The sequence below is a fragment of the Microcoleus sp. F4-D5 genome (genome assembly GCF_036704885.1).
GTDB lineage: Bacteria > Cyanobacteriota > Cyanobacteriia > Cyanobacteriales > Microcoleaceae > Microcoleus.
This window is the reverse complement of record NZ_JAUBSX010000123.1, coordinates 1-13,239: the sequence shown is the minus strand read 5'-3', so window position 1 is coordinate 13,239 and position 13,239 is coordinate 1. Positions and strand designations below refer to the sequence as shown.

At 44.8% G+C, this 13,239-nt stretch carries 6 protein-coding genes and 1 pseudogene; 2 read left to right on the top strand and 5 right to left on the bottom strand.

Annotation, left to right across the window (positions count from 1 at the left end):
* Positions 1 to 124, top strand: a pseudogene (locus QUA80_RS31530) (photosystem II q(b) protein); the annotation flags it as partial.
* A 574-nt stretch (positions 125 to 698) separates the two neighbouring features.
* Here QUA80_RS31530 and msrA read toward each other — a convergent pair.
* From msrA to tmk, 3 genes are all read right to left on the bottom strand, one after another.
* Positions 699 to 1,184, bottom strand: a complete 486-nt coding sequence (gene msrA, locus QUA80_RS31525; protein ID WP_445302313.1) for a peptide-methionine (S)-S-oxide reductase MsrA — start codon at positions 1,182 to 1,184, stop codon at positions 699 to 701.
* Positions 1,185 to 1,211: 27 nt separating this feature from the next.
* The gene (locus QUA80_RS31520; RefSeq protein ID WP_333428867.1) at positions 1,212 to 2,174 is read right to left on the bottom strand and encodes a DNA polymerase III subunit delta'; all 963 of its coding nucleotides are present in this window, start codon (positions 2,172 to 2,174) and stop codon (positions 1,212 to 1,214) included.
* A 258-nt stretch (positions 2,175 to 2,432) separates the two neighbouring features.
* Positions 2,433 to 3,101, bottom strand: coding sequence for a dTMP kinase (gene tmk, locus QUA80_RS31515; protein WP_333428866.1), 669 nt, complete (start codon positions 3,099 to 3,101; stop codon positions 2,433 to 2,435).
* Positions 3,102 to 3,206: 105 nt separating this feature from the next.
* Between tmk and QUA80_RS31510 the strand changes: the two genes are divergently transcribed.
* On the top strand, positions 3,207 to 3,554 hold the full coding sequence (locus tag QUA80_RS31510; protein WP_190659999.1) for a hypothetical protein: 348 nt from the start codon (positions 3,207 to 3,209) through the stop codon (positions 3,552 to 3,554).
* A 188-nt stretch (positions 3,555 to 3,742) separates the two neighbouring features.
* On the opposite strand, the gene QUA80_RS31505 is transcribed toward QUA80_RS31510, so the two are convergent.
* Positions 3,743 to 6,385, bottom strand: coding sequence for a heavy metal translocating P-type ATPase (locus QUA80_RS31505; protein WP_333428865.1), 2,643 nt, complete (start codon positions 6,383 to 6,385; stop codon positions 3,743 to 3,745).
* 598 nt (positions 6,386 to 6,983) lie between these two features.
* Complete coding sequence (locus QUA80_RS31500) at positions 6,984 to 12,476, bottom strand: AAA family ATPase (protein WP_333428864.1); 5,493 nt, start codon at positions 12,474 to 12,476, stop codon at positions 6,984 to 6,986.
* Between the last annotated feature and the right edge of the window lie 763 nt (positions 12,477 to 13,239).

The following is a 13,239-nucleotide window of genomic DNA, read 5'->3' as shown; positions in this document are numbered from 1 at the left end:
CATCAACCGCGCTAACTTGGGTATGGAAGTAATGCACGAGCGCAACGCTCACAACTTCCCGCTCGACTTGGCTGCTGGTGAAGTCACCCCAGTAGCAATGGTTGCTCCTTCTATCAACGGCTAAGTTTTAGCTTTTGATTAGCAAAAAGCGCCCCTAGTAATAGGGGCGCTTTTTGTTTGGCAATTAATAGGCTTCTTTCAGGCTTCAGAAATTCTGCCTCTCTAGCCTTCTACCTTCTTTTTTTAAAGTCTTGGACGCATCGGGGCCGGTGCGAAACCGGTTTTTTTACGCCCGTGTGCGGTCTACAACGAGTCTTTTCGCGGTAAAAAAACCCGGTTTCTCAACAATTGTGCCTAAGTTCTATTTCAGTCCAAACGCCCCTATTTCTAGGAGCGCTTTTTGTTTGGAAAAATATAATTTCACTCCTGGACACAAGCTTCCCAAAAACACCCGCTCGATCGTTGTCGCGATCGAGCGTATATAACCAAATTACGTGCATAAACCGGGTTTTTGCGTCCTTGACTGAATTTAATAAATCTTGTTCTGACTTATGACTAATGATTTATTACTAAGTAGGTGGAAATAAACAGGGCGTGGCGGGCGCCGGGTTTGGCATTAATCATAAACTGTGGCTAGTATAGATCGTTGCTTTAGCCGCCGCTAAAATATTTTATTTTTTGTCGCCTCTGCCTACTTTTTAACTAATAACTTCCGACGAATGCCGTTTTTTCTCAATATATTGCTGGTGGTAATCCTCTGCCATATAAAATTCACCAGCAGGTTTAATTTCGGTGGCAATATCTTTATCGTATTTACCGGAAATTTGCAATTTTTGTTTGGAGAGGCGAGCGGCTTTTTCTTGTTCACAATTGTGATAAAAAATCACAGACCTGTACTGCTCCCCTCTATCGGGGCCTTGGCGATTGATTTGGGTAGGATCGTGACAGTTCCAGAATACATCTAGCAGTGTTTCGTAACTCACCTGCGATCGATCGTACTCTAGCAGGACGGCTTCAGCGTGACCCGTGACTCTGGCGCAAACATCCAGGTAGCACGGATTCGGCCAGTGACCTCCTGTGTAGCCCGCAGCAGTCGAGACAACACCCGCAACGGCGCGAAACTTGTGTTCAACTCCCCAAAAACAACCGGCGGCAAATGTGGCTTTTTCCATCGTGTTACTCATCGTATTGAGATAAAACTTGGCACTAAATTATGGTTGACATATTCCCATTAGTGTGCATTCCCAAACCAATCGCGGTTGTACGTAGTTTAGCAAATATTGTCGTGCTTTTTCCAAGGGTTCTAAGGGCGATCGACTAATTCGGCCTGCCAAAAATTGCTGCCAGTAACAGTGCTGTAAATAATCGATTAACCACAACTGAGATTCAGTATCTAAAGTTTTATCAATTTCCTTGGCCAATTCCAAAGCAGACCGCAGATTTTGAGGCAACTGTTTCACCTTTTGCAGCAAATCAGCGGGTATTGATTGCAGTTGCTGCCAAATAGCAATTGCCTCGCCAGGACTTCCCTGAGCCATGCCCAGTACCTCGGGATGGGATAAAATATCTGCGAATCCGGCTTGCTGCAAAACTTGTGCCATTGCTTCGGGATTCAGCCGAGAAAACTGGATTTTTTGACAGCGGGAAATCAAAGTGGGCAGCAAAGCTTCCAATGTCGGAGCAATTAAAACGAGCGCTGCTTTTCCCGGTTCTTCTAATGTCTTCAACAAGCCGTTAGCTGCTCCCTCGCCCATTGTTTCTGCTTGTTCCAAAACTACGACTGAACGCGCCGCTTCTAGTGGCGGTCGGCTGAGAAATTCACCGATTTCTCGAACTTGTTCTAAGCGAATTTGTGGCGGTGCTTTCCGCTTTAAACCGGCTTCCTCTGCTTCCTTTGGCGACAGCCGTTTGCCTTGGTTCATGTAAGTGGGTTCTACCCAGAGCAAGTCTGGATGATTTCGCTGCCGCACGCGATTTTGCACGGAGGCTATTAGTCTGGTTTCGGGAAGATTGGCTGAGAATAAAAGCTCAATGAAACACTGGGCTGCTAAACTTTTGCCGATGCCGTTAGACCCGACAAATAAATAACCAGGAGCAATTCGGTTGCGCTCGACTGCTTGTGTTAGCAATTCTACTGCTTGATTTTGTCCGATTAATGATGTGAAATAATTCATGTTAGCTCAGGCAGAAGGAAGTGCGGCAACGGATTCTGTAATGGATTTAACGGATATTAGGAAGCAGGATGAAGGAATAAAGTTTAGCTAGGGTTTCAGCAATTAAGAACATCTTAACCGTCGGGCGTGGTTGCTATAATAGCAAAAGGTTATTGTGGGTTAATGGACGGCTAAATAATTGTTTTGAGTTAAAAATGTTAAATTATAAGTTCTTGGATCGGTGCACGGGATTGCAGTGTTTCTAGATATTATGTAGCGCTATTTGGCAGAATGGGTATTATTTAAATATCCCCAAACTTCTAACCTGCGAGTTACAATAGTTTGAATTTCCTGAGCGACTTCATATTCAGGGCGATCGCCATCGATCCGGACAATTCGAGATCCATTTTCCCCGGCTAACTCTGCAAAACCTTGCTGCACCAGCCGATGAAACCCCAAATCAGCTTGCTCGATCCGATCGCACCCTCCCCGAGCCCTTACCCTCGCCAAACCAGCCTCTACATTAATATCCAGCCACAAAGTCAGATCGCTTTCCAAGCCGCCGGTGGCAATTGTATTCAACTGCTTAATTAAATTTAAGTTAAGACCGCGGCCGTAGCCCTGATAAGCAATCGTAGAATCAGTAAAGCGATCGCACAAAACAATCGTTCCCTTCAATAACTCTGGTTTAAGAAAAGTTTCAACGTGCTGAGCGCGATCGGCAGCGTACATGAGTAATTCTGCTCGATCGCATACCAATTCTCCCGAATCTTGTTTTAGCAGCAAATGTCGCAGTCCCCTTCCCAACTCAGTACCCCCCGGTTCGCGAGTAGCCACCAACGGGACTCTCAGAAAGCAACTTGCTTGCAGCCAATGTATCAGACGCTGCATTTGGGTAGTTTTACCCGCACCTTCAACCCCCTCAAACACGATAAGTTTGCCCTTCATTGCCCTAACTTCCCACCGGAATAAAATAAATCCATATTGTTCTGTGTATCTCTTCTAGGTTCGGTATGATAATAAAGTCTAAATGCCTCACGGCTGGAGTTGTCTATGGCTCGCTATACTGGTTTTTTTATCGTTGCCGTTCCGATCGACCGTCTCCGTCAGTCCCTGATTGAAATTTTAGAGTCATGCAATCTTGATATTATCTACAATACAGGAGATTCCGTCATGGCTCGCGAACTTCCCGGTCAAGTTTCGATTGCCAAACTTGTCACCGCAGAAGTCCTAATTGAGAAAAACACGGCTAGCGACTCAGAGGTTCGCATGAACTTCGTGATTAAAAACGAGGAACTGCCACTGCAAACTAACAACCACTGCCGTCAAATGTTCGAGCTAGTGAGTCGTTCAATTATGAACAACAATAATTGGCGTCTCTTGGAAAGTATGGCACTGTAGCCATCAGTCAGTCAATTTAAGGTGTGAGATTTTCGATTGACTCTACAGATGAATCAGAGGGTTCCAACTAATGTCGAAACTTCTTGGCTATCGACTCCTGGTGTGAGGGGTTTGTCTCCCTCTTGGGAAGAGGTCATCAGTCATTAATTTCTAACTAATGACCGATGACCTCCTACTTTTATCTGTCATCAATCAATTGAAGCTCGAAATCCCCGGCGCAAAAACAAAGAATTTGTCACAACGCTAACAGAACTAAATGCCATAAACGCTCCGGCCGCTGCAGGACTGAGTATAATTCCGGTTGCAGGCAGCAAGATACCCGCTGCAACCGGAATTCCCAGAGTATTGTAACCAAAAGCCCAAAATAAATTTTGGCGAATCTTATTAAAAGTAGCGCGACCCAGCTCGATCGACTCAACAACATCCATCAAAGCATTTCGCATCAGCACAATTTGAGCAGTCTCAACTGCGACATCAGTGCCGCAGTGCAAACCGATACCGACATCCGCTTGAGCCAAAGCCGGGGCGTCATTGATGCCATCCCCCACCACCGCCACTTTACAGCCTTGGGCTTGCAAAGTCGCGATCGCCCGAGCCTTTTCCTCCGGCCGCACCTCGGCCAAAACATCAGCCGCCGCCAAACCTAGCTGCTGCGCCGTCGCCGCCGCCGCCGACGCTGTATCTCCCGTCAGCATCATCACCCGCAATCCCATGCCCCGCAAACGTTCCACCGTCGCCTTAGCATCCGGCCTCAGAGTATCTTTTAGCCCGATTACCCCCAGCAAAACGCCCCCAGAAGCCACGTAAACCGCCGTTTTGCCTTGCAAAGACCCCGACAATTCCGCCGTCACAGCGACCCCCTGCTCCTTCATCCACTCGGCATTCCCCGCGAACACCCGCCGGCCCTCCACCAAAGCAGAAACCCCAAATCCCGGTTCCGTGCAAAAATCCTCAGCAGCTAGCAGCGGCAAACCTTGCTGTTTAGCTTCCAGCAAAATCGCTGCGGCGATGGGATGACAAGCGCCCCTTTCTACCGCCGCCGCAATTTGCAGCAGTTTTGAGTCAACCCTGCCAGCAACTCCATCAATTGTGGAACAAACATCTTGTTTGTCTCCTGAAACCCCATCAATTGTGGAACAGGGATCTTGCCTGTTGCCAAAAAATCCATCAATTATGGAACTAACATTTTGTTTGTCTCCAGAAAATCCATCAATTGTGGAACAGGCATCTTGCCTGTTTCCAACATTAATATCTGAGTTCAAATCCCACTCCGAATTCTGGAAAATCGGCAAATAATCTGTGAGTGTGAGATTTCCGGTTGTCAGAGTGCCAGTCTTGTCAAAAACCACCGTATCTAATTGATGTACCCGTTCTAAAACATCGCCACCGCGAATTAAAAGTCCGCGCTCCGCCCCGATGCCAGAACCGACTAAAATTGCTGTTGGGGTAGCCAGTCCCAAAGCGCAAGGACAAGCAATAACTAAAACTGCGATCGCCAATTTCAAACTTAACAGCAAAGGCGATTGATAATGGATCGCGGATAATTGATGTCCCATGTTCATTGCCGCGTGTCCCATATTCATTGCCGCGTGTCCTAAAAGCACAGAAGGCCAAATATGAGTCCCGACAAAATACCAAAATAGGAAAGTTAAAACCGATATCCCCATTACTCCATACACAAAATATCCCGCGACAGTATCAGCTAAATTTTGAATCGGCGCTTTGCGAGTTTGAGCTGCCTGCACCAAAGCCACCATTTGAGCTACAGTTGTTTCCTGACCGGTGCGAGTTGCCCGCATCACAATTGCCCCGGATTGATTGATAGTTCCCGCCGCAACAGTATCTCCTGGTTGCTTCAAAACCGGCATAGATTCGCCAGTCAGCATCGACTCATCTACGGTTGTTTTGCCTTCGGAAACTTCGCCGTCTACCGGTATTTTTTCCCCGGGCAAAACTTGCAGCCATTCTCCGACTCGGACGCGATCGGCTGGAATTTCAATGTATTGTGGATTGTAGACCTCTGATGTCGAATTTAAAGGCAATTCTTGCGATCGCAAATCTAAACTCGGGAGTTTAAAATCAACTAAGCGGGCTGTCGCCGGTTGCAATGCGATTAAAGCTTGCAAAGCTGATGCAGCGCGCCGTCTAGCTTGCTGTTCGAGAGTTTTGCCCAACAAAATAAAGCCCAGCAGCATCACGGGTTCGTCAAAAAAGCACTCCCATCCCATCCGTGGAAACAGCAGCGCGGCGTTGCTAGCGGTGTAAGCTGTAACAGCCCCTAAAGCTACCAAAGTATTCATGTTCGGTGCATTTCGCCACAAACTGCGGCACCCGTCAACGATAATCGGGCGGCCCGGTAGCAGCAAAGCTAGGGTGGCGAGTCCCCAGTGAAACCAAATATTGCTGAGAATAGGGGCTTTTGTGCCGAGTACGTGACCTAAACCGGATAGAATAATTAAGATTAGGGCGATCGTCAATTGATTAATTTGCTGTCGAATTTCTTGCCGTCGCCTTTCAATTGTTGCCGCTTCTGCTTCCCGCTGATTGTCTCCTAAACGAGACTGAGAGGGAAATCCATTATCAGTCAATTTTTTCGCTAAAGCCTCTGCATCCACAGCCCCCGGTTGACACTCAACCGTCGCGACTTCTACGGCCAAGTTTACGCAAGCTGAAATTACCCCTGAATACTGCATTAGTTGGCGTTCCACAGCTTTCGCGCAGCCGGCACATTTCATCCCCCCAACATCGAAAGTAACAAGTTCTGGCGGTGATTCTTTAACTGGTATGATTTCTGGTTGAATTTCGGAGATAGTTTTGGGGACAAATTGCATGGTTTTTTTTTGGTATATATTAGAATATTTCGGTGCTTGTGAAAGGGTTTAATGCACTTTTCAGACAAATGTCTATATCTTTATCATAGATAAAGTTTGTGGCATCTTCCAAAAGTGTTAGTTTTTTTTAATTCTTTTTGATCGCTGGCTGCTTCAAACGCCCGTTTATAGATGTTTTCAGTTGAGTGAAGTACAGATATCGGGTAGGGACAAGGCAGTGGCTATACGTATCAACTTAAATTTGAAACCCCACGATGAATCTCGCTTTTAGCTGAGTCTCGCTCTCCCTTCTTCATGGCAGAGTTGTTTCGCCGTCAAATTTATCAACTTATCTAACCCTTATGCTGTAAAGTGTTCAGATATTTACTGGTAATTAAGTCAAAATTATTAAAAACTCCTTTTACCCTGAGGCGGAGATGCTTTGTCAAGACGGAAATCGGAAATTGAATCGTAAAATAAAACCGCCCTCCGTCGCTATTTCCTAACAATAAAGTCATACCCTGTTGTTCATTTACAGTACCCGTTACCTCTTGATTCTAATCACTGAGATCTGAGTTGCTAGGCGGTGATAATTGCGTTAAATGCTGCTATCAACTGCTCATCCCGGAATAGAAATCACAAACTCCGAACCCTGCCCCAAAGATGAATTCACTACTAAAGTACCTCCATGTTTTTCCACAACAATTTGGCGGGTTATCGACAATCCCAATCCGGTTCCTTGACCCACAGACTTGGTGGTGAATAAGTGGTTAAAGATGTTTTCCTTGACTTCGTTCGACATCCCCACTCCATTATCCTTAATCCGAATCACAACCTGATTTTTGGATTCGCTCAGAGCCGTGTGAACCTTGATTTGATTGGGTAGAGCTTTAATTTCCTGAAAACTGCGCCCCTTATTTGACTCTTCCAGAGCGTCAATGGCATTTGCCAGTACGTTCATAAATACCTGGTTCAACTGTCCGGGAAAGCATTTGACTAGGGGCAAGTTACCATACTCTTTCACTACTTCAATGGCAGGGCGGAACTCGCTAGCTTTTAAACGGTGCTTGAGAATTAGCAGAGTGCTTTCGAGTCCGTCGTGAATATTGAAAGAAACTGGTCGATCGCTATCTGCCCTCGAAAACGTTCTCAAACTCGTACTGATATTGCGGATGCGCTCGACTCCCTCCTTCATTGAGCTAATCAATTTCGGCAAATCTTCTCGCAAATACTCCAAGTCTATATCCTCAATTTCTGCTTCAATTTCCACTCCCGGATGGGGAAATTTTTCTTGATAGAGATCGATCAAGTTGAATAAATCCCTCACGTAGTCTTGAGCCGGTTGCAAGTTGCCGGCGATAAAGCCTACGGGATTGTTAATTTCGTGGGCTACCCCTGCGACTAAATTTCCGAGAGCAGACATCTTCTCACCCTGTACCAATTGCAACTGCATCTGTTTGAGATCCTGGATAGACTGCTCTAGTTTTTGGGCATATTCCTGGGATTGTTGATAAAGCTGTTGAGATTTCTGATACAAGCGGGCGTTTTCCAGCGAGATGGCAGCTTGGGAGCACAGGATGTTGAGGAGGGCGACGCGATCGCCAGTGAAGGCCCCCGTTGTCAGATTATTTTCCAAATACAGAATTGCCATCATTTTGCCTTGATGGATAATCGGAGTACATAGGATGCTCTTAGGTTCCTGCTGCTGTATATACGGGTCAGAAGTAAATATTAATTCAGTCTTGACATCATCGAAAACTATGGTTTTTTCGGTACGTCTGACGTAATTAATGATAGTCTGGGGAATTGATTGACTCTCCTCCATCCCAATAGTTTCTTGCAGAAGACAGCCTTGCCGATCGCTACAGTGGACGGAGATTTTCCAGTTCTCCTCTTCTTTCAAAATTAATACTCCTGTTTGAGCACCGGCATTCTGAATCGCCACTTGCATCAGGGTAGTAAGCAATTGTTCGAGCTTAATTTCGCTAGACAAAGCTTGATAAGCTTTGATAACAGTTGGTAAATCTATTACTGTGGTACTCGTACTCCCAGTAATTGTTTGGCGACTACTAGAAATTAATGAAGTGTGACTGGATGTAGTACCTTCCTCCAACGAACGAGCTTTTTCCTGTTTTAAGATAGGAGCCAGCAGTTCGGGATAGCGTTGTTCTAGATCGTTGATTTTTGCTGTCGCTCCCCAACGAGCATAAGCATAGTAAGCATCTATTAGATATACTTGGGCAATTTTTTCTTTCCCCCATGCCAGGTAGAATTTAGCAGTCAATTCATTTGCCAGAGCTTCTTCGTTGAGATAATCGTTTTCTTTTACCAGAAAAATGGCGCGTTCGTAAGCCTCCATCGCCTGCACATTTTCACCCAGCACTCGAAACAGTTCGGCTTCCACTAGGTAAAATTTGTGCGAGAAATTCATGGGGGCGTGATGCGCCCATTTATCAAGGGTTTGCTGGTTGCTTTTTACTTTTTGCAGATGTTCTTGTTTCTCTTCGGGTGAACCCAAATCAGTACAAACTCCCAGCCGTGCTAGAGAGTCATAAAAGTAGAAAATCGGTACGTTGAGCATACCCGTCACTGCGTCTAAATACTGTTCGGCTTGCCGAGCATTTTCTAAAGCTTGCTCGGTTTCTCCAAACAGGTAAGATACAAGCAGTTTATGAAAATAAAAATAGTGGAGTCCGTTTCGGTCGTTTGCTTGGATGTGAAATGGGAGCATTGTTTCTTCATTGTAGGCATCACCCACAAATTGACAGGGATTTTTCGATCGCCCAAGCAGATTTAATAAAGCCTGATGAACAATTTGAGTGTAATTTAACGCTGCTTCTTGTTTGAATTGAGCCAGCGCATGGCAGTAGGTGGCTACTTCCTCTTCGAGTCCCGCGATTTCTCGACCGATTAAATATGAATATTGAGAAATTTCTTTGGCTGAATATCCCAATTCTAGCTCTCCGGTTTCCAGTCCTATCGCATAACCTTCTTTTAAAAGAGGAATGGTTTCTTTAACATGATGTTTGCCGTGTATGATGTGAACGCCAACTGTATAAAAGACTTTTGTTTTGAGGTAATTTGCATTAAATTTATCAACAATATTTAACGCCAATTGCCCAAATTCAAACCCTGTTTCAATGTCTTGAACTACACCGCTTAATACCAATCCATACAAGCCGTAAGCAAAGGCAGATAAGGGAGCATTCCCATAACTAACCGACAAACGAACCATTTCCACAATAACCAGTGGCAGGAGAAGTGGAGCCGTGATGTAGGCTGGAGAAACTAAACCTGATAGAATCCGCAAGGCCGCTTGCTTTTGGAGATTTTCCATTTCTGGCAAATCAATAAAGTCCGCGATTTTTTTACCCGCAAAAAGTGACGCGGTTTGTTCTAGTCCCTGCTGAATATCTGCCGGAGTTGGATTTTCTGGAAAGCAGATTCCCAAGAGTTTGAGAACTGCTAACCCCATTTCAACGGCTTGTTTGGGTTTGACTTGCGCCGTACAAGCAGAAAGCTCGATTTCATACACTTTCACCTTATCCAGCAGCGTTCTGGCATTGTGCAGGACTAAATCAGCTAATTGCTCCATGTCCTGAAAATCATAGCTCAGGTATGCGGTTTCTGCCCCTAATACGTGCAGATCGAGGGCTGTTTCATAGTGAGTGTGCCAGCTATCGGGAGTTAGGATTTGCCTGCCAAAACTTAAATATTTGCGTGCAGCAGCATAAGCAGTAGCAGTCTTCGCTTTGTGTCCCGCGATCAAATTTAATTCAGCCAGTTGGTAACGCTTTGTTGGTTCGGTAATTAAATCAACACCATAATTTAACTGGTTGACTATATTAAAAATTTGCTCTTCCCTTTCAGTTGTCGGAGTATTCATCAACAAAAGTTGACCAATATTAAGGTGAGTGGATTGTTTCTGAGATTCGGGAATCAGAACGTAAGCTGCTTGCTGTACGCGAGCGTGCATAAATTTGTAATAACAGGAGTCTGGATTCTGGAACCACGAGTCAGAAGTATTGCTTTCTTCTTCAGAATCCTGATTTCTGAATTCAAACTCCTCTGAAGTGAAAAACTTATAAACTTCAGTCATTGGGAGAATCAACCCTGCTTGCAAAGCCGGCCACAAGTTTGCTGCCGTCTCGGCAGAAGATTTTTCAGAAACGACCGCCAGCGTAGCTAAATCGAATTGGTTGCCAATGCAGGCAGCTAACTTTAAAACTTCTTGTGTCTGGATTGGCAACTTTTGCAATTGCAGCGCCATGAACTCTACAACATCATCTGTCAGGGCTAAGGTTCGCACGGCGGCAAGATCGCACTGCCAATACCGAGCCTCAAAATTAAACGTAATTAGCCCATCTTCATGCAAAGATTTGAGAAATTGAGTGCTGAAAAATGGATTGCCTTGGGTTTTTTGATCGACCAGTTCTGTTAATGGCATAGCCAACGCTTTAGAACAAGCTAAGGTATCGGCAATCAAACAATTCAAATTGAAGCAATCGAGCGGCGCGAGGGTAATGGTGTTGACCGTAGCTCCGGTTTGTTGAATGTCGGATAATGTCAGCACCAAAGGGTGTACGGAACTGACTTCGTTATCTCGATACGCTCCAATTAACAAGAGATAGTGGCGATCGCGATCGCTCGTCAGAAGTTGAATTAAGTTCAATGAGGCTGAGTCTGCCCATTGCAAGTCATCTAAGAAGATGACCAGGGGATGTTCTTGGGTTGTGAAGAGTTGAATGAACTTCTCAAATAACCTATTGAATCGATTTTGGGCAGCACTGCCGGAAAGTTCTGGTGCCGGGGGTTGCTCTCCGATAATCCGCTCTAGTTCGGGAATTACCTCAACAATTACCTGAGCATTCTCGCCCAACGCTGTCAGGATTTGAGTCTTCCACTGCTCAACTTTAGCGTCGGTTTCACTCAACAATTGACCCATTAAATCGCGAAAAGCTTGTACAAAAGCTGAGAAGGGTTGGCTGCGCCCAAATTGGTCGAATTTGCCTTTAATGAAGTAGCCTCTAGCTCCCGCGATGGGCTTGTGAACTTCGTTGACGACAGCGGTTTTGCCAATTCCGGAGAAGCCAGCCACGAGCATCATTTCGGCGCTTCCTGCACTCACGCGCTCGAAGGCTGCCAGTAGGGAGAACACTTCGTTCTCTCTACCATATAATTTTTCGGGGATGATGAAGCGATCGCACAAATCTCGCTGTCCTAGTTTAAAAGAGGCGATTTCTCCAGTTTTTTCCCACTGGTACAAACAAGTTTCTAAATCGTACTTGAGTCCGATCGCACTTTGATAGCGATCTTCAGCATTCTTTGCCATCAGTTTGCTAACAATTTCAGACAGCATCAATGGAACGCTTTTGTTGACTTGATGGACTGGGATAGGCTGCTTGGCAAGGTGACAGTGTACTAACTCTATCGGATCGTCTGTTTGGAAAGGCAACTGTCTCGTTAGCAGTTCGTAGAATGTAACTCCCAGAGAGTAGAAATCCGTGCGGTAATCAATCCCTCGGTTCATCCGCCCAGTTTGTTCGGGAGATATGTAAGGTAAAGTGCCTTCAAGGACATTGGGATTTTGAATTTCTTGAGTTTGGCGGGGCAACAGCGAAGCGATGCTGAAGTCAATCAGCTTGACTTGTTTGCTGGCAGGGTTAATTAAAATGTTGGCGGGTTTGATGTCTTTATGAATGATGTGGTGGCGATAAAGTCCGTCCAGGGCGCTGGCAATTTGAATTGCAATCGGAAGAAATTCGTTAATGGGCAAGCCTTTGAGGGGTTCGTTGCTCGCGAACACTAGACTGGTGAGGTAGCTACTTAAGGAAATTCCGCCAAAGTCTTCCATCACCAGAACATAGTGGTTATGGTAAGTCTCCAGGCTGTATGCTTTGACAGTGCCGGGGATCTCTAAGTTTTTAGTAATGACGTACTGGTTGCGGAAGTGAACCAGTTCGTTGAAGCGCGGAAAGTCATTTCGCAGCAGTTTGATCGCGACTGGCTGCCCATTTGAACACCGAATGCCGCGATAAACTAGAGTTCGATTGCCTGCGTATATTTGCTCGTTAATGTGATATCCTAGAAAAATATTTGTTATGCTAGCCATACCTACCTCTTCCTACTGCTGCTGTCAAGCCTGAAGCTTTTTAGAGTTACTATCTACTATTTTCGCTCTATCTGCCGTGCTATTCATTAATTATATTGGTTTTAATCTACTTTGTAGATCAAATTATGAAAGTGCGAGTTGAAAACAAGAATTTAATTTTTTATGTAAGAGCTGTTGATACTGGAGTTGAGACTAAGTACAAAATGACTCAGGTAAAGCTGATTGAACGACTGCAGTTCAGGGAAGAGGAACTTCAAAGGCTAATCATGTAAGTAAGAGTGTTTTTGAAACCGATGCTTGAATGCGATGCTTGAATGCGATCGCCTACACGCAGTCTTGCATAGCAAGTATAATTAAAACTTCCACTATATATATTGTTTGTTCAAATGGCGCTATACTTATGAATAAAATACTAGAGTTCTCCTATATAATTGGAGAATTTTTTATAGAATAAAATAGTTTTTTTGACGGGCGCAATATATTATTTTTCTCATTATATTATTAATTATATTATAAACAATTTTTCTAGTGTTCTTTCCTACTAATTTGTGTCTATTTTTAGGAAAAACTATCTAATCGACACTTCAAAACTCTGCATAGCTGACAGCACATTGACTCTCGAACTGACGGTAGATCGTCCCGCAATCCCGATCGCAAGAGTTTCCTATTTTTTACCAATATTTACTCATTCGTAACAAGTTAAGCTTGGATGGCAGTTGTCAAGGGGATTTGAGAAGATGTTTCAAAGAAAAAGCAGTCAGCT

What these genes read in the sequence shown, in the direction of transcription:
- msrA (WP_445302313.1), bottom strand. Translation starts at nt 1,184, where the DNA reads ATGAGTAACACGATGGAAAAAGCCACATTTGCCGCCGGTTGTTTTTGG.
- QUA80_RS31520 (WP_333428867.1), bottom strand. Translation starts at nt 2,174, where the DNA reads ATGAATTATTTCACATCATTAATCGGACAAAATCAAGCAGTAGAATTG.
- tmk (WP_333428866.1), bottom strand. Translation starts at nt 3,101, where the DNA reads ATGAAGGGCAAACTTATCGTGTTTGAGGGGGTTGAAGGTGCGGGTAAA.
- QUA80_RS31510 (WP_190659999.1), top strand. Translation starts at nt 3,207, where the DNA reads ATGGCTCGCTATACTGGTTTTTTTATCGTTGCCGTTCCGATCGACCGT.
- QUA80_RS31505 (WP_333428865.1), bottom strand. Translation starts at nt 6,385, where the DNA reads ATGCAATTTGTCCCCAAAACTATCTCCGAAATTCAACCAGAAATCATA.
- QUA80_RS31500 (WP_333428864.1), bottom strand. Translation starts at nt 12,476, where the DNA reads ATGGCTAGCATAACAAATATTTTTCTAGGATATCACATTAACGAGCAA.